The sequence below is a fragment of the Vibrio gangliei genome, from assembly GCF_026001925.1.
Classification (GTDB): domain Bacteria; phylum Pseudomonadota; class Gammaproteobacteria; order Enterobacterales; family Vibrionaceae; genus Vibrio; species Vibrio gangliei.
Window position 1 is genome coordinate 459169 of the sequence record NZ_AP021869.1, and the last position, 17976, is coordinate 477144.

18 protein-coding genes are annotated in these 17976 nt (G+C 45.0%); 3 read left to right on the forward strand and 15 right to left on the reverse strand.

The window, feature by feature from the left end; all coding sequences use genetic code 11:
* Positions 1-5 precede the first annotated feature (5 nt).
* The 11 genes from Vgang_RS02115 to Vgang_RS02165 all read right to left on the reverse strand — a co-directional run bounded on the left by Vgang_RS02115 (position 6) and on the right by Vgang_RS02165 (position 9181).
* Entirely contained in the window at positions 6-722 is a 717-nt protein-coding gene (locus tag Vgang_RS02115; RefSeq protein ID WP_105902246.1) for an outer membrane lipoprotein carrier protein LolA, read from the reverse strand.
* A complete protein-coding gene (locus Vgang_RS02120; protein ID WP_105902245.1) occupies positions 715-1167 on the reverse strand; it encodes an acyl-CoA thioesterase in 453 nt (150 codons plus the stop codon). Before Vgang_RS02120 ends, Vgang_RS02115 begins: the two co-directional genes overlap by 8 nt.
* 84 nt (positions 1168-1251) lie before the next feature.
* Positions 1252-2799: an HAL/PAL/TAL family ammonia-lyase gene (locus tag Vgang_RS02125; protein WP_105902244.1), complete on the reverse strand. Its 1548-nt coding sequence runs from the start codon at positions 2797-2799 to the stop codon at positions 1252-1254.
* On the reverse strand, positions 2783-4558 hold the full coding sequence (locus Vgang_RS02130) for a glycosyltransferase family 2 protein (RefSeq protein ID WP_105902243.1): 1776 nt from the start codon (positions 4556-4558) through the stop codon (positions 2783-2785). Before Vgang_RS02130 ends, Vgang_RS02125 begins: the two co-directional genes overlap by 17 nt.
* Before the next feature lie 61 nt (positions 4559-4619).
* The gene (locus tag Vgang_RS02135; RefSeq protein ID WP_105902333.1) at positions 4620-4985 is read right to left on the reverse strand and encodes an ApeI family dehydratase; all 366 of its coding nucleotides are present in this window, start codon (positions 4983-4985) and stop codon (positions 4620-4622) included.
* A 3-nt stretch (positions 4986-4988) separates the two neighbouring features.
* Positions 4989-6410: an AMP-binding protein gene (locus Vgang_RS02140; RefSeq protein ID WP_406708300.1), complete on the reverse strand. Its 1422-nt coding sequence runs from the start codon at positions 6408-6410 to the stop codon at positions 4989-4991.
* Positions 6411-6496: 86 nt separating this feature from the next.
* Positions 6497-7054: a COG4648 family protein gene (locus Vgang_RS02145; protein WP_105902242.1), complete on the reverse strand. Its 558-nt coding sequence runs from the start codon at positions 7052-7054 to the stop codon at positions 6497-6499.
* Complete coding sequence (locus Vgang_RS02150) at positions 7054-7311, reverse strand: acyl carrier protein (RefSeq protein WP_105902241.1); 258 nt, start codon at positions 7309-7311, stop codon at positions 7054-7056. The genes Vgang_RS02145 and Vgang_RS02150 overlap by 1 nt, the downstream gene beginning before the upstream one ends.
* Positions 7312-7330: 19 nt before the next feature.
* Complete coding sequence (locus Vgang_RS02155; protein WP_105902240.1) at positions 7331-7588, reverse strand: phosphopantetheine-binding protein; 258 nt, start codon at positions 7586-7588, stop codon at positions 7331-7333.
* Between the two features lie 42 nt (positions 7589-7630).
* Complete coding sequence (locus tag Vgang_RS02160; RefSeq protein WP_105902331.1) at positions 7631-8428, reverse strand: lysophospholipid acyltransferase family protein; 798 nt, start codon at positions 8426-8428, stop codon at positions 7631-7633.
* Between the two features lie 9 nt (positions 8429-8437).
* Positions 8438-9181, reverse strand: coding sequence for a beta-ketoacyl synthase chain length factor (locus Vgang_RS02165; RefSeq protein WP_105902239.1), 744 nt, complete (start codon positions 9179-9181; stop codon positions 8438-8440).
* Positions 9182-9390: 209 nt separating this feature from the next.
* Here Vgang_RS02165 and Vgang_RS02170 point away from each other — a divergent pair, with 209 nt between their 5' ends.
* Together Vgang_RS02170 and Vgang_RS02175 are read left to right on the forward strand one after the other, a co-directional pair.
* Positions 9391-10458, forward strand: coding sequence for a class I SAM-dependent methyltransferase (locus tag Vgang_RS02170; protein WP_105902238.1), 1068 nt, complete (start codon positions 9391-9393; stop codon positions 10456-10458).
* A gap of 30 nt (positions 10459-10488) precedes the next feature.
* Positions 10489-11739: an NAD(P)/FAD-dependent oxidoreductase gene (locus Vgang_RS02175; protein ID WP_105902237.1), complete on the forward strand. Its 1251-nt coding sequence runs from the start codon at positions 10489-10491 to the stop codon at positions 11737-11739.
* 391 nt (positions 11740-12130) lie between these two features.
* Here the strand turns inward: Vgang_RS02175 and leuD are convergent, their stop codons facing one another.
* The 4 genes from leuD to leuA all read right to left on the reverse strand — a co-directional run bounded on the left by leuD (position 12131) and on the right by leuA (position 16973).
* On the reverse strand, positions 12131-12751 hold the full coding sequence (gene leuD, locus Vgang_RS02180; protein WP_105902236.1) for a 3-isopropylmalate dehydratase small subunit: 621 nt from the start codon (positions 12749-12751) through the stop codon (positions 12131-12133).
* Between the two features lie 10 nt (positions 12752-12761).
* On the reverse strand, positions 12762-14180 hold the full coding sequence (gene leuC / locus Vgang_RS02185; protein ID WP_105902235.1) for a 3-isopropylmalate dehydratase large subunit: 1419 nt from the start codon (positions 14178-14180) through the stop codon (positions 12762-12764).
* 20 nt (positions 14181-14200) lie between these two features.
* Positions 14201-15289 carry a 3-isopropylmalate dehydrogenase gene (leuB, locus tag Vgang_RS02190; protein WP_105902234.1) on the reverse strand — a complete coding sequence of 363 codons (1089 nt, stop codon included), beginning with the start codon at positions 15287-15289 and terminating at the stop codon, positions 14201-14203.
* A gap of 133 nt (positions 15290-15422) precedes the next feature.
* Positions 15423-16973, reverse strand: a complete 1551-nt coding sequence (gene leuA / locus Vgang_RS02195) for a 2-isopropylmalate synthase (RefSeq protein WP_105902233.1) — start codon at positions 16971-16973, stop codon at positions 15423-15425.
* Positions 16974-17450: 477 nt separating this feature from the next.
* Here leuA and Vgang_RS02200 point away from each other — a divergent pair, with 477 nt between their 5' ends.
* The gene (locus Vgang_RS02200) at positions 17451-17975 is read left to right on the forward strand and encodes a phosphatase PAP2 family protein (RefSeq protein WP_105902232.1); all 525 of its coding nucleotides are present in this window, start codon (positions 17451-17453) and stop codon (positions 17973-17975) included.
* Position 17976: the final 1 nt, after the last annotated feature.

A 17976-nucleotide genomic window follows, 5' to 3' on the forward strand; every position in this document is an offset into this window, starting at 1 on the left:
ATTTCCTAAAGGTTGAACGCCGCTTGCTCGGCAGCGGTTAATGTTTCAGGTTGATGTGTTTGATTGCTGAAAGTGATGTCGGTGCGATCGCCGCGGATCTCTTGCAGTTCAATACCATCAATATCTTGCTTCCCTTCGATCACAATCTGCTTAAACACTTTATCTAATGGGGCTTGCTTAGGGAGCAGCCTTAACTGCCAGGCTTGGTTCACTTGAGGCTGAAACTCGAACGTGAATTGTTCAGTTAACTGGCTAGTATCGCCTTTGAATAGAGATAGAAATACATGGCTAAAGTAAAACACCATTGGGTTATCGCTGACCTTTAACACTTGCGCCGGCTCGCTACCCACTTGTTGGCTGAGTGAGTCTTGCGTCAAAATTAAGGTCGTGGCAAACGGTGTGGTTTGTTGCCAATGTAGACCATGCTCACGCGAGAGTAAGAATTGACCTTGCGATGTCAGCGGCGCATCGAACATTTGCATGTGACGAGTTTGAGAAAAGTCCCCGCGAACAACCGCGTGGCTAGCCAGTTGTTGCTGTAGCTGTTCAATGCTTTGGACCGCCTTATTTTGGCTGGCGTTGCTTTGGCTGGATTGACTTTGGGTAGAGCTACTTTGAGTAGAGCTATTTTGAGCGGCAATCGTAAGTTGGCTAAACAGCAAGCTGATGACAATATAAAAGCCACTTAATCCCAGTAAAAACTTTCGCTTATTGTTACGCATGGGCTTCTCTCTTTTGGTTCATATCGCTCCAATTATCTAACCGTTCGGTCAAGGCTTTTGGAGAAACAAAACACATTTCTTCGGTTTCGATGCTGACGGCCACTTGCATGGTATAGCCCTTGGTCAGACGTTGGTCGGTTTTAGCATCATAAATCACGTAATCCACTTTCAAACGGTTTTCCCATTCAACGAGCTTAGCTTCCACTCGCACAGTCAGATCAAATGGGATTGGTTTGATGTATTTCACTCGAGTATCAATGATCGGCCACATGTAACCGGAAGCCTGCATTTCTCGGTAGTTGTAGCCAATTTTATCCAATAACACACGGCGCGCTTCTTCAAAGAAACGAAAGTAATTACCGTGATACACCACACCCATTGGATCCGCATCTTGGAAAGAAGGGGTCATGGTGACTTGGCTAGAAAGAGTGATTGTTTTTGTCATAAATAATTTACTCGCTTTCGTTGCTCGACCGCTACGCTGCTCGTTTCTCGGAGGTGTCGAATCACGAGCAACGAGATTCCGTTTTTACGAAAATAATGCCCACTCTTGCTGCTGTATTTTGCCAACAAATAGTCTTAAATCTTGTTCGAGTGGACGGTCTTCCACCACAAATTCAAAGTGATGTTGAACCTGTTGCATCATGGCTTTGATGCTTGTGCTGAAATGCTGCTCATCCAGTTCATTGTTGCGTTTGCGCAGCTCGATGGCTTGGGTGGCAGCCAATAGCGAAGCGGAGGCGACTTGTTCGGTTAATTGCAAAACGCGTAAGCAATCACGCGAGGCAATGGTGCCCATACTGACTTTATCTTGATTGTGACATTCAGTTGAGCGAGAAAAAACGCTCGCCGGCATGGTGTTTTTAAGTGCTTCTGCTGTCCACGCTGAAATGCCAATTTGTACCGCTTTAAAGCCATGGTTGATGGGTTTTCGTTCGCCAGTCGCCCCAGTTAAGTTAAACGGTAAGCCATTATTGAATTTGTAATCCATCAACTGCGCCATTTGGCGATCTAATAAATCGGCAATATTCGCGACCGCGGTTTTTAACGTATCCATCGCCATGGCAATGTGACCACCGTAGAAATGGCCTCCATGTAAAACGCGCTCGTTATCGCCGTCAATAATCGGGTTATCGTTGGCACTGTTGAGCTCGTTTTCGATCATTTGACGTAGCCAAGGCAAGCTATCTTGCAGTACTCCAATAACATGCGGCGCACAACGTAGAGAATAACGATCTTGCAGACGATCACTGTTGCGCGGCGGGCGTTCTGCTTGTAAATCACTGCGTAACCAAGCGGCGATTTGTTGCTGTCCTTGGTGAGGTTTAACCGCAAAGAGCGCCTCATCAAAATGGAAGTCATTGCCTTGCATGCCAAGCGACACCATGGCGGTAATACGAGTGGCTAACTGAGCCAAATACTCCGCACGTTTGAAAGCAAGGCAAGCCAATGCTGTCATGACCGATGTGCCATTCATTAAAGCTAAGCCTTCTTTGGGCTTGAGCTTGATCGGTTGGATGTTTAATTCATTAAAGACTTCAGCGGTAGGGCGGACTTCGCCGTTAAATAAGACTTCACGCTCCCCGACCAAAACGGCGGCCAAATAAGATAATGGCGTGAGATCACCACTGGCACCCACCGAACCTTCTTGTGGGATCAAAGGGGTAATGCCTTGATTAATTAAGGTCAGAATTTGATTGAGTAAATCATGAGTGACGCCGGAAACCCCTTGTGATAATGAACATAAACGTGTGGCAAGTACCGCTCGCGATTGCTGTTCATCAAGATGTTCCCCTAAACCACAACCATGAAAGCGGGTAAGATGCAGCGGCAATTCATCAACTAGATCCATAGGAATGGCGACGGTGCAGGAGTCGCCATAGCCGGTGGTGACGCCATAAATCACCCCTTCTTGTTTAAGCAACTTTTCTAAAAAAGCAACGCCGCGGTCAATTTTACCGACAAACTCAGGTGAGGTATTCATTTGTGCCTGACCACCTTGAGCGATAGTTAACACATCTTCTATGGTTAGGCGTTCAGCCCCAAACGTTACTGGAGTTTTAAGGTTGTTTGTCATTCGATTCACTTAAATTATTAACATCACTGGCTTGGCTATGACGGCTTAACTGCCAAAAGTTGAAAAAGTTATACCACTGCAATGGCGCTTGTAAGGTGAAGTATTCTAGCCTTGAAGCGTATTGCTGCACCACGTTTTGCAGCGCTTCTTGTCTTTGTTTGCGAGGTAGAGTGATTCTGTCACTAAAAGGTTCGAAATAGACATGATAACGAGCATTTTTCTGCTGTTTGGATTCATCACGTAAACCGAATAAGAGGTACACCGGTGCGGCGAGAACGCTAGCCAGCATAAATGGACCTTGCGGAAAAGGCGCGGGTTTACCAAGAAAATCAGCCCACACCACTCGTTGCTCTTTAGTAACAGAAGTGCGATCGCCAACAATGATCACCCATTCACCTTGTTCAATTTTTTGTTGCAGTAAAATGGCGGTATCTGGGCCTAATGTGGTGACCTGAATTAAATTAATAGACGAATCTGGATTGATGGCTTCCATCACACTGTTAAAGCGCTCAGCGTGTTCAGTGAACACTAATGCATTTAAGGTGACGCCTTTACGTAAACGTCCCATTGCGCGGCACAACTCTAAGTTACCTAAGTGTGAGCCGAGGATGACAATACCTTTTTTATTGTCAATGACATCATCAAAATGCTGAGAGCCGTGAATTGTCAGATCATCGCGAGTGATATCGCCACGCCAGCCGGCCAGTTTATCAAGCAGGGTATGACCAAAAGATAATAAGTGTTGGTAGCTCGATAGGCTCGTGGGTAACTCGAACTGTTGCTGCTGGGCGTAATTCTGCAATTGCGTGAGGTAGACTTCGGAAGCCTCGCGAGCTTGTTTGCCAGTTTTATGATAGTAACTAATTACGAGCTTCAGCAGGGCGTTAAACACAGAGCGGCCTAGCAATGAATACACCGCCATTAAGAGTTTGATGCCAAAAACCGTGCCTTTTTCTTTGCTTTTTGCCCAATGGGTCGTGGTGTTATCGTCAGTGCTATTTTGTTTTGAAAAATGCCGAGCGATCAATGTTGGTATTCGCGGCAACATGCCAAAAAACAGTTTGGTGTGCATTTTGCTGATGCGAATGTTGTCGTGCCATGCATCAAAATGAGAAATGCCATTTTCAGGGTAGAATACTCGAGTGTCGATAAACTCAAATTCCACGCCTTGCCAATACATTTTGACCATAATTTCAGTGTCAAAATCCATGCGCTTACCGATGGAAAACCGATTGAGCGTATCGATGGTTGCCGCTAATGGGTAAGCACGAAATCCGCACATGCTGTCTTTGATTTCCAGCGATAGCGTTTCAATCCACACCCAGACGTGTGTGGCATAACGGCCATAAAATCTTGATTTAGGCACAGAGTCATCGTAAATCGGACGACCAGAAATTAATTTATGTGGCTGGGCTTTTGACGCCTCGACCAGTACAGGGATGGCTTGAACATCATGCTGGCCGTCGGCATCAATTTGCAATGCGTGGGTGAAACCTTGGCGATAGGCTTCACGCAATCCCGTCATCATGGCCCCACCTTTGCCCTGATTCTCATCATGCGTCAATAGGGTAATCAGCTCTAACGGCTTATCTCTTTCCTGTTGAGTAATGTGACTCAGAGCGGCCTTAGTGTCGTGGTCGCTACCATCATCAACGATAAAAATAGGGTAGCCAAATGGTGTCAGAGATGCCACCACACTGGCCATGGTTGAGCCGTGGTTATAACAAGGAATGACAAAGCAAGGTGAAAAATTCGTCATAAAAAATAGTCAGTTACCTGTTTAATCATTCACTCTCTTATCAACAAGAAATTGAGTGATATTAAGCTAAAACAATGCGTCCTGAAGAGTGGGTGCGAGTCTGGGGCTCGTGTTCACTTTCAGAATAATAATGAAAATACAATTTATGCTTGTCACTGTGCCACGTCAGTTCCAGTTTGACGAGGCTATTCTTTAAGATAGGCTCTTGGAATTTAATTACTTCCATGCTTTGAAACTGACTCGGCGCATTAAGGTATTGCTGACCAAAAAATACCGCCCAGTCTATTTGGGTTACGCCCGGTAGCAGTGGAAACTGCGCGAAATGGCCTTTAAAGTCTTCAATCGTTGAGTCGACTTTCAACCATAAAGTGACTTGGTTGTCTTGAACCTGATGTTTAATGATGGTCGGTTTTCGTTGTATGCTCATCACTTATTGATTACCCGCGCTAGTAAAGAGTTGTTCGATATCGCTGATTAAGCGTTTGCCTTGAGTGTTCAATGGAATTTCATCAAGGATGCGGATCCGACGCGGGATCCCGACCGGTTCAATCCATTGACGTAATTGCTGGCGTAACATTAACACAAAACGTCCTTTCCCTAGCTCGGATAATGTTTGTTGTCCATCGGCTGTCAAAGTGAGTGCTGCGGCAGTGATGAGTCTTGAGCTGTCTTGGTATGGAATGACGGCCGCTTCTTCAATGTGCGGTAATTGCTGCAACCGTTGTTCAATTTCAGTTAAAGATATGCGTTTCTCTTCGATTTTTATTACTCTGTCTGCCCGTCCTTTTAATAGGAAGTGGCTGTCATCGAGCAACTCACATTGGTCGGCGGTTTGATACCAATCGTTGCTATCGCTCAGATGATCATAAAGGAGCGGTGATAAAATTCGCAGGCAGCCTTCAGCGTTTTGCGTGATTTTTGTGCCTAAAAACGCTTTCCAAGGTTGATTCATGTGCGCTTGCTGACGATGGGCAATACCTCCGGTTTCTGTGCTGCCGAGCACTTCATTCGGGTAAAGTCCAAATAGCGTATGACAATGTTGCGCGGCGTCAAACGGCAACGGGCCGCCAGAAGAAAAAATAGCGCGTAGCTTATTTGGGCTAGAATAAGGCTGTAATCGTTTCAATAGCGCGGGGCTGCTGATCAATATGGTGCTGTCATCGGCGTGTTGCAAAATTTGCTCGGGATATTGCCAGTCGAGACAGTAAAACGGCCGACCCGCAGACAGTGGCCATAATATTCGAAACAGTAACCCATATATATGTTGATGAGATACGGTACTTGCCGTGAGGGTACCTTGAAGCGATTCACCCCAGGTTGCATTAAGCTGAGCCACCTCACGTTCTAACATAGCAAGCGGCTTATAGATGGCCTTTGGCTGTCCACTAGAGCCTGAGGTAAACAAGGTGATGTCTACATGGGATAGTGTTTTAAATTCAACGGAGTTATTAAATCTATCTGAGCTATTGCTATCCGTTGTTTTATCCAAAGGGAGCGCGAGGGTTTGATGCGAGATGAACATGCCAACTTCAATGCCTGGGTCGTACAAAACTGCATCAAAGTGTTGTGATAATTCTGCTAACGCGGCAGGTTGTAGGTTACCTGGAATGATCACATGTTTACTTGCATGACACGCTGCCATAAAGGCGACAGCAAACCAGTAGCTATTGTCACAACAAATTGCCCAACGTTTAGCCGGGCTTTGGCTTAAGTGATGGTGCAGTTGGGTGACATCTTGTTCAAAAGTGTACCAATCAATGCTTTGGCCGTTGAGGTCCTGAGCGACAGGCAAAGATGGCTCGCGAGTGTGCTGCATTAATTCAGATATTGGGATAAAAGGCGTGGGTATCATACGAGTGTGAGTTTCCATCTCAGCTTGGTTTGTCATTTCTGTTTGGGTTTTCATATTAGCTTAGGCTTTTTAAGTTGATTCGCGATCTACATTGAGCGACGAACATAACCACGAACCAGCCATTCAATCGCAAATAGGATGCCGGTGAGAATGTAGCTAATTAAGCCGTTATACAAGGTCCAGATTTCCAATGGCAAGAAGCAGGTATACAAGGCAATACCGCCATTGATAACAAAGTATCCACACCAGACTTTGGTAACATTTCGAGTATAACGCACACCACTGTCAGGTAAGTCCGGCTCTTGCAGGCGAGCTAAACGTTCAATGATGGTTTGAGATTGCCATAAGCTAGAAAAAAATAAGGCAAACAATAACCCATTGACCACCACTGGGTAGAATGTCAGCCAACCGTGCTGACGAAAAATAACCGCGCACAGGGTTAAAATGATCCCCGCGCCACCGCTCATCAAAGCGATGTATTTGAGCTCTTTCAGTTTAGTGCGATGGCCTGAGAAAATACGTAGCAAAAATAAAGCCGCGAATAGGATCGCGACTATGCCTAGGCCCCAACGACTTAATCCGTAATACACTGCGACTGGATAGCCCAGTAACAGCAGGGCAGATAAAGCCGTTAGTATGCGCATTATTTTTCCTTGAGCAGCTCAACAACCGCATCAACGACATCATTCACAGTGCGTACGGCTTTAAATTCGTCCGGTTGGATCTTTTTGCCAGTCAATTTTTGTAGATGCACCACAAGATCGACTGCATCAATACTATCAAGATCGAGTTCTTGGTAGAGTTTTGCTTCTGGCGTAATGTCGTCTGCATCAATTTCAAATAATTCAACAAAAGCGTCTTTGACTTGGTTGAATACTTCATCTCGGGTCATTTCTGTCATAATGTTCACGCCTGTTTGATTAAGCTTGTTGGCTGGAGATGTATTTCGCTAAATTCGCGACAGAGGAAAAGTGTTGACGCGTTTGGCTATCATCAGCATCGATGACAACGTGGTATTTCTTTTTAATCGCAAGTCCAAGCTCAAGCGCATCAATAGAGTCCAATCCTAAACCATCACCAAAAAGGGCAGCGTCAGTGTCAATATCGTCGATTTGAATGTCTTCAAGGTTCAATGCATCAATAATCAATGCTTTTAATTCGTTGTGTAGCTGTTCCACTATAACCTGCCTAAATAGATAAAAGATGTGTCTTGTTTTATTTTAGTGTTTGCGAGCCAATTCGGGAAAAATGGCGTTCGATAAATGTCGATTCAGTTGGCGCGCCGCAGTTGTTGCTGAATCTGAGTTATTAATAAACTCTTGAATATTAATTTTACCCTTAACATTGATGTGGAAAAAGGGTTTTGTGTCCGGGACTTGGTACCATTTCATTTGCTTGGTCAAAAAGTTGGGCGTGACCGTAATGTGTACCACCCGTAGATCGGTTTGTGTTCGTACCGCAATCTGGGCCGCTCCGCGTTGTAATTTTGACTCCTGCCCAGGTGTCGTGCGGGTTCCTTCCGGAAAAATCAGCAGAACATTACCATGATTTAAACGCTCGCTACAGTCATCCAGTAAGGTTTCTGGATCTCGGTTAGGAATATAGCCAGCAGCTTTCACTATGCCTTTCATAAACGGGTTATGCCAAATGGCTGCTTTGACCAAACAATCACATTGCGGCAAACGGGAGGCAATCAATACGTAATCAATCAAACTTGGATGGTTAGCAACGATGAGGCAATGTTTATCTTGCTGTAAAAGCTCAACGTTATCAAAGCGGTAATCAATCGCGCCCGTGTATTTCATGGTCGCGCAAAATAACGCAAAGGATTTCTGAATAATGGCTTGTACCCGCATCTCTCGTTGGCTTTGATTCCGTGCGGTTGCCGTCATTAATGGGAACACGATAAAAGTTAAACACAGAGCACCGATGCCAAAAATAGCAAAACATGTGCCGGTGGCGATGACACGCCAATATTTGTTGAGTCGTTGTGAGAGTGTCAGGGATGATGAAGTCATAACATGCATTTAATTTGAATGACCTTTATGTTGCCATAACCAATGGTTTCTATGGTCATCGATTTGCCATTCGCAACTATCATTTGCCAATTGCTGTATGACACTTAAAGTCTGGGAAGCCGGCTTAAATTTTGCAATATCTCCTGATTGTACTTGCCATTCAAGAGAAGTATTTTCGCCAGCACTCAGCACTAATCCGAGTGCATAAAGTGGCGGCGCGGGGGAGGTTTCGTAAATATCATAAGGCGCAGGTAGTGGGGCGTCGAAATCAATGACTAGCACTTTATGAGTTGGGTTTTCATATAAATAGGCGGCTGCTTCAATCAAGGCATGATGTAAGCTCGATTCGCACCCGGCAAGCGAAGTCGCCGGGATTGGGCTTTTACTGGCAATGGTAAATAAGCCTGAGCTGGTGTTATGTACGGATTGAGAAAAGGCCATCGGTGAGGCTTCTTCATCTTGTAGCACTTGTTGTAATAGGTCGACGGTACGTGGAAGCTCACCGTGGCGACTGGAAAACACAAGATAATCAAATGGCTGAGCTTGAGTTTGCTTTAAGTACAGAGCAGTTTGCACCGCAATTTTGCTTAATGAGCTCATACGACGTCGCATCATCGCAGGAATCAAGTCTGTAGCAAAAGCGGTTTGTGCAGGCGTCACATTTTCAGCGCACCAGTTTTTCCAAGCACATGGCGTTTCAAAGCCCGGTGAGAGTGCGTGCCATTGCTCAATATTAAATGCAATCTGACTCATTGATGATAATTCGTACTATTTAACTGAAACAATATGTAAAAATACCATTTTTATTGATGTGAGTGCTATCTTGTTGGGGAATTTATTGATACAAAAACACGAACTTAATCCAAGTTTGTGGATCCCATTCATATCATTAAAATTTAAATATCGCTCAGCATTGCGTATTTAGCTATATCCTTAACGATACTTAATCACTGGACCTTAAAGTGAAACAATACCAACACGATCCTTATTCAGCCTTAGAAGCGAAAACTGAAGCTCAGAAGTTGGCCTTTGCTCCTATCGTATTTCATACCGCTCGCACGTTACGCGACTTAGGTATTTTAGCCACCTTAGAAACTCAACCTGAACATGGCATGAATGCCGAGCAAATTTCGCAAGCCACAGGTGTGTCTGAGTATGGCGTTAAGGTTTTGCTCGATATGGGATTAAGCGCGCGTATCGTGACCTGGAATGATGGGAATTATGTTTTAGCTAGGTTGGGCCATTCTTTATTACGCGATGGCATGACCATTGCGAATATGGATTTCACCGCTGATGTTTGTTATGCCGGTATGATGCATTTAACCGAGGCCATTCAGCAAGGCACGCCAGCGGGTTTGAAAGAGTTGGGCGAGTGGACCACGATTTACGAAGGTTTATCTCGTTTACCAGAAAAGGCAAAAGAGAGCTGGTTTAAGTTCGATCATTTTTATTCCGATAATACGTTCCCGATTTTACTCAAACAAATTTTTGCCAATCAACCACAACGTATTTTTGATATTGGTGGTAATACCGGTAAATGGACTTTGCAGTGTTGCCAGCATGATGATCAAGTCAATGTCACCATTATTGACTTGCCACAACAGATTGAGTTGGCAAAACAAAACATTGCCGAACATGGGTTTTCTGACCGAGTGGATTTCTTCCCAGCCAACCTGCTTGATAAGCAACAAGCATTACCTCAAGGTGCTGATGTATGGTGGATGAGCCAATTTTTAGATTGCTTCTCACCAATGGAAATTTTGAGCATTTTACGCCGCGTGCGTGCTTCTATGTCTGAGAATGCGGACGTGTATATTCTTGAATTATTCTGGGATGCACAGCGTTATGAAGCCGCCTCGTATAGCTTGAATGCAACATCGTTGTATTTTACGTGTTTAGCCAATGGCAACAGCCGTTTTTACCGCAGTGAAGATTTTTTAGAGATCGTTGAAGAGGCCGGTTTTACGGTGAATAATCGCATCGACCATATTGGCTTAGGGCATACTTTGCTGCATTTGAAAGTGAGATAACCCATATTTTTATTTGATTTAGGAAAAAGGATGGAAAGGATGCAGCGCACATCAGTCGTTATCATCGGTGCGGGGCCATCAGGCTCGGTCGCTAGTGCGATATTAAAACAACACGATATTGATTGTGTGATCTTGGAGCGCAGTACGTTTCCTCGCTTCTCTATTGGCGAAAGCTTACTGCCAGCGTGCATGGAAAGTTTGAAAAAAGCCAATATGTTTGAAGCCGTTAATCAAGGTGGTTTCCAATTTAAAAATGGCGCCGCATTTCGATATCAAAATCAATATACTCACTTTGATTTCACTCAGAAATATTCCGATGGAGAAGGCACGACTTTTCAGGTTCCACGTGGCCCATTTGATAAGTTATTAGCCGATGAAGCGCAAAAACAAGGCGTACCGATTCGCTATCAACATACCGTTACACAAGTGGATGTTGAGCGTGACAAGCCCTGCCTTACCGTAACCGATGAAGTTGGCGTGGAGTATCACATTGAGGCCGACTTTATTTTAGACGCCAGCGGTTATGGCCGAGTATTACCTCGTTTATTGCATTTAGAGCAGCCATCCGGTTTGCCACCGCGTATCGCTTTGTTTACGCACGTGACCGACAATATTACGCCTGAGCTTGCCAGTGAACTTAATTATGATCGCAATAAAATCACCATTTATGTTCATCCTGACAACCAAAGTGTGTGGTATTGGTTGATTCCATTTACTCATGGCCGATGTTCGGTTGGCGTGGTGGGAAGCCCAGAGTTTTTTGAGGATTATCCTCAAGATGAGATTGCGGCGTTGAAGCAATTAACTCGTGAAGAGCCTCATTTGAAATTATTGTTCCGTGATGCGGAGTTTTGTCACATGAGTGGCAAGATCGGAGGCTACTCCGCGAATGTAAAACATCTTGCGACAGACAATTACGCGCTATTGGGCAATGCGGGGGAGTTTTTAGATCCTGTCTTTTCATCGGGCGTGACCATTGCGATGAAGTCGGCAGAAATGGCGGCAGAAACGTTAATCCGCAAATTTAACGGAGAGCAGGTCGATTGGCAAAAAGAGTACGCTGAACCTTTGATGGTGGGAGTGAATACATTCCGAGCTTATGTTGAAGGTTGGTACGATAGCCGTTTTCAAGATGTGGTGTTTTATGAAAATGCCAATCCTGAAATAAAGAAAAAAATCAGCTCGATACTCGCCGGTTACGCATGGGATACCACTAATCCTTATGTTGCAAGTCCTGAAAAACGTTTAAAAACGCTAGCAGAATTGTGTCGAAATGGATAAATAATTAGGGCGTGTTTATCTTTCGTGATGATTTTTGCAGCGAATTGTTGGGTATTTGAACAAGGCAGAGGCTCCGTGGTGTAGCTAGCCTACACGAGGAGCCGATAACGCAGTACAAATACCCAACAAACGCTGCCCGAAGGGCTCGGCTAAAAGCATTTTATACTTTCAGTTCGTAATAAGACAGGTTAAGTCTCATTTACTTAGAATAACTAGGCTACAATCGACTTGCCTCGTCTAAAATGCTTTTATCTCGAACAAAATTTAACCACTAAAGATAAACACGCCCTAACCTCAGCTGATGTTAATCAAATAAACACAACGCATAAAATAATGCCCCGAATGGATGTTCCAATTCGGGGCATTAGTTTTTATTGGTATTGTGGTTTTCTTATTTCAAGAACGACGAAATTTGACTTTCGTATTCTGCAATTTTGCTTTCATGCTGTAGCGTTAGACCAATGTTGTCTAGCCCATTCAATAAGCAATGGCGACGGAATTCATCGATTTCGAATGAATACTGTTTGCCATTAGCAGACACGGTCATCGCTTCTAAATCAACGGTGATTTGTGCACCTTCCGTGCTTTCAACAAACTGGAACAGTTCATCGACTTCTTGCTCGGTTAAACGTACTGGCACCATTTGGTTGTTGATAGAGTTGCCATAGAAAATATCCGCAAAGCTTGGCGCGATCATCACTTGAATACCGTAATCGGCTAACGCCCACGGGGCATGCTCGCGAGAAGAGCCACAACCAAAGTTTTCACGAGCAAGTAAAATACTCGCACCTTGATAGCGTGGCGCATTCATTACAAATTCTGGATTTGGCTGTTTGCCTGCGTCATCTAGGAAGCGCCAATCGTGGAATAAGTGTTGCCCAAAACCTAGGCGCGTGACTTTTTGTAGAAACTGCTTAGGAATGATGGCGTCGGTATCAATATTCGCGATATCTAGAGGCACGACTAGACCGGTATGTTGTTGAAAACCCGTTTGTGTAGAGGCTTGAGACATATTGAGTTCCTTATTGTGCGTCTAGTGAACGAATATCGACAAAGTGACCGGCAATCGCTGCGGCGGCTGCCATGGCAGGGCTCACTAGGTGAGTACGTCCGTCACGGCCTTGGCGACCTTCAAAGTTACGGTTACTGGTGGATGCGCAGCGCTCTTTTGGCCCTAAGCGATCATTATTCATCGCCAAACACATAGAACAGCCTGGTAAGCGCCATTCAAACCCTGCTTCAATAAAGATCTTATCTAATCCTTCTTGCTCTGCTTGGGCTTTCACCTGCTCAGAACCTGGTACGATCAATGCCTGCACGTTAGCTGCCACTTTGCGGCCTTTCGCTACGGCTGCCGCGGCGCGCATATCTTCAATACGTGAGTTAGTACAAGAGCCCACAAAGACTTTATCAATGGCATAGTCAGACAATTTCTTGCCGGCTTCTAATCCCATGTAGGCCAAAGCTTTTTCTGCAGAGGCTTTTTCAACTGGATCGGTGAAATCTTGTGGGTTTGGAATGATGCCATCAACTGACATCACTTGGCCTGGGTTGGTCCCCCAAGTCACTTGCGGTTTGATTTCGGCCGCATCTAGAGTGACGACCGCATCAAACTGTGCGTCATCATCGGATTTAAGGGTTTTCCAGTATTCCACTGCGGCGTCAAAATCGGCGCCTTTCGGTGCAAACTTTTTGTCTTTGATGTAATCGAAGGTGGTTTGATCCGGTGCGATAAGACCCGCTTTGGCACCAAGTTCAATTGCCATGTTACAGACGGTCATACGGCCTTCCATTGAAAGGTCAGTAATCGCTTCACCACAAAACTCGACCACGTAACCGGTGCCACCGGCAGCGGTGGTTTTACCGATGATTGCCAGCACGATATCTTTAGCTGTGATGCCTTCGGCGACTTTGCCTTTGACTTCAATTTTCATGGTCTTAGCTCGAGCTTGCTTTAGTGTTTGGGTTGCTAAAACATGCTCAACTTCTGAGGTGCCGATACCAAAGGCTAAAGAGCCAAATGCGCCATGCGTTGCGGTATGGGAATCGCCACAGACAATGGTCATGCCCGGTAAGGTAATACCCAATTCAGGACCCATAACATGCACAATACCTTGGTATTTATGGTTCAAATCATACAGAGTGACTCCAAAATCCAAACAGTTTTTCATCAAGGTTTGCATTTGGATGCGCGCCATTTCACCTGAGGCATTAATGTCTTTGGTGGTGGTCGATACGTTGTGATCCATAGTGGCAAAGGTTTTGCTGACTTGGCGTACTTTTCGGCCTTTTTCACGCAAACCATCAAAGGCTTGTGGAGACGTCACCTCATGGACTAAGTGACGGTCGATGTACAAAATTGGATTTTCGCCTTGGGCGGCTACGACAACATGAGCATCGTAGACTTTTTCATATAGTGTTTTTGCCGTTGTGTTTGACATTGCTTGCTACCTGCTCGTGCTTATGAATTTAGAATATATTGTGCGATCTTATCGCCCATTTCTGATGTGGAAAGGGCTGGCTTGTCACCAGCAAGATCGGCGGTCAGCTCTCCGGCTGCTAGTGCTTTTGATACCGCTTGCTCAATGCTTTGCGCTGCGTCTTCTTCACCTAGGCTATAACGAAGCATTAATGCCGCTGACAAAATTTGCGCCACAGGGTTGGCAATATTTTTTCCGGCGATATCGGGTGCGCTGCCGCCTGCGGGTTCATATAAACCAAACTTACTTTCGTTTAAGCTGGCAGAAGGTAGCATGCCCATAGAACCTGTGATCATGGCACATTCATCAGAAATAATGTCACCGAAAATATTCGAACACAGCATCACATCAAATTGCGATGGATCTTTGATAAGCTGCATGGTGGCGTTATCGATGTAGATGTGAGAAAGCTCGACATCGGGGTAATCTTTGGCGATTTCTTCCACCACTTCACGCCATAGAATGGAGCTTTGTAGAACGTTGGCTTTATCGACCGAACAGACTTTTTTGTTACGAAGACGGGCAGATTCAAACGCAATTTTTGCAATGCGCTCAATCTCATAGCGGTGATACACTTCAGTATCAAACGCTTTTTCTTCTGGGCCAGAGCCTTCACGGCCTTTTGGTTGACCAAAGTAGATGCCGCCAGTCAATTCACGCACCACCACAATATCAAAGCCGCGTGCTGAAATATCGGCACGAAGTGGTGAGAAGTTTTCTAATCCTGCGTGAATTTGCGCAGGGCGAAGGTTACAGAAGAGTTGGAAGTGTTTACGAAGTGGAAGTAGCGCGCCGCGCTCAGGTTGATCATTGGGTGGTAAGTGTTCCCATTTCGGCCCACCGACCGAGCCAAACAATACCGCATCGGCATCTTCACAGCCTTTTACAGTGGCTTCTGGTAGTGGACAACCGTGGTTATCAATCGCAATCCCGCCAACATCAAATTCTTCACGCTCAAAAGTAATCGCATGTTTTTGTTCAATGGCATCAAGCACCTTTTGTGCCTGTTGCATCACTTCTGGGCCAATGCCGTCACCGGGTAAAACAGCAATTTTGTATGTGCTTGCCATGGTTATTTCTCTTCCTTAAATATTAAATACATTCCCTCAAATAAGCAGATGGATATGCTGAGAGGGTAAATTGTTAGCAATAAGTGGCGCTAGTAAAAAGTGAGCGCCACATATTTGATCCGTTTGCTGGGTATTAAACCGTGGCAATTTTCTTCGTTTGTTTGATTTCAGCGATTTGATCGGCACGATGAATGCTATTGATAACATGAAGTAGTGCCTGGCCTGACGCTTCAACGATATCGGTCGCAAGGCCAGTACCGTGGTATTTGCGGCCCTTGTAGTTAGCAATAATGTCAGCTTGGCCTAAACCATCTTCACCTTCACCTTTGGCGGTAAGATCAAACTTGTCTAGTACGATGTCATAACCGGTTAGGCGATAGATACATTGGTATAGCGCATCAACCGGGCCATTACCGACAGCGGCTTCACATTTCTCTTCATCACCACATTGCAATTTGATGCTGGTGGTCGCCATCACGCTGCCAGATTGCACACTTAGATAATTCAATTTAAAGAAGTCGTCCTCTTCGCGCAAGTTAGCAAAGTGCATTAGTGACTCAAGATCGTAATCAAATACTTGGCCTTTGCGATCCGCTAGTTTCAAGAAGTCTTCGTATAGCGTATCTAGGTTGTATTCTGAGTCATTGTAACCCATCGCGTCCATGTGACTCTTCACTGCGGCACGGCCAGAGCGGCTAGTTAGGTTTAGCGCTTGGTTTTTAAGGCCAATCGATTCTGGCGTCATGATTTCGTAAGTGTTTTTGTTCTTTAGCATGCCATCTTGGTGAATGCCGGATGAATGGCTGAAGGCATTGGCACCCACAATCGCTTTGTTGCTTTGAATTGGCATGTTACAGAGCTGGCTAACTAGTTTGCTGGTGCGGTGAATTTCATCGTATTTTAGCCCAGTGGTGACCCCTAAGAATTCCGCGCGAGTTTTAATGATCATGGCGATTTCTTCTAGCGCACAGTTACCGGCGCGTTCACCTATGCCATTAATGGTGCCTTCAACTTGGCGAGCACCAGCTTGAATGGCAGCCATAGAGGTCGCCACCGACATGCCTAGATCATCGTGACAGTGGACGGAAATGACCGCTTTATCAATATTGGGTACGCGGTTAAATAGGGTTTCAATAATGCCGCCAAATTCATTCGGTAGGGTATAACCCACTGTATCTGGAATGTTAACCGTTGTAGCGCCTGCATTAATCGCGGCTTCAACGATACGACATAGATTATCAATGGGTGTACGGCCTGCATCTTCACAAGAAAATTCCACGTCGTCGGTGTATTTACGCGCACGTTTGACGGCGTTGACTGCCATATCAACCACATCATCATAGCTACGACGAAGTTTGTCTTGAACGTGAATGGTTGAGGTGGATATAAAGGTATGAATTCGGAAAGCTTCTGCAACTTTTAGTGCCTCAGCTGCGACATCGATGTCTTTTTCGACGGCGCGAGATAGGGCACAAATACGGCTACCTTTAATATTTTGCGCGATGGTTTTTACCGATTCAAAGTCGCCAGGAGAAGACACTGGGAAACCGGCTTCGATAATGTCTACACCTAGACGTTCCAGCGCATAAGCGATCTGCAATTTTTCTTTTACTGTTAGGCTTGCGGAAAGGGCTTGTTCGCCATCGCGCAAGGTCGTATCGAATATAATGACTTGATCGTTCATGTTAGCTTCCTTGTAGTTTGTGCTTCGCTATCCAATGCGCTTTTTATTCTTGGTGTTTGTAGCGAATAAAAAAGCCCGCATGTGGATGCGGGCTTGTTTGAAATTCGTCTGTGGTTTTTCGTCCACAACCTACCCGCGTGATGTTTCCACGATGAGGAGGAGGTTGAGTAGAGTCGAAAATGTTTTATTCATGCTGGTTACTTTCCTTAGCATTTAAACGTCCACATAGTTTGTGCTTCAATTAGTACCGCACTCAGAGGGGAAGCGTCAACCCTTTGGATGAAAAAATATGCAATTAATTTTCTTATCGGTGAGCTGCGGTTTATTTCTCTGAATCGCGTTACTGATATGAAGCCTGAAATCAGAATAGACGATATTCATCATAAGAACAAAATATCGTCACTTTTTTGTCATTAAGCTCACTTAACGTGATCACCAGGATAAGTCACAGACTTAAGTATGGATAAGGAGCTTAATATGAAAACCATACAACCGATCGCACGCTTAGATTTAGCGTTTTCATTATTGTGCTTACAGCATCGATTCAACTTGCCTGTCGCGCGCATCAGTCGAGCAGTCTCTCATACTGGAGATGGCCACTTATATGCCGTGATTGGTTTGGTCGCCTGGCTATTTGAGCCAACCATAGGGCAAACCTTTTTATTACTCGGTTTATTGGCGTTTTTGATTGAGCTACCGATTTATTGGTTACTGAAAAACAGTTTTAAACGTCGTCGTCCTGCGCAAATTTCCGATCTGCTCACTTCTTTTATCACGCCTTCTGATCAATACAGCTTACCTTCAGGCCACACGGCAGCTGCATTTGTGATGGCAGTATTATTGGAGCATTGCTACCCAGAACTGGGTCTTATTGCTTTTATTTGGGCTGGTTTGATTGGCTTTTCTCGTATTTTATTAGGGGTGCACTTTCTCACAGACATCGTGTTAGGCGCGATACTTGGGATGACTTGTGCACTTATTGCCATTCAATGGATAGGCTAAC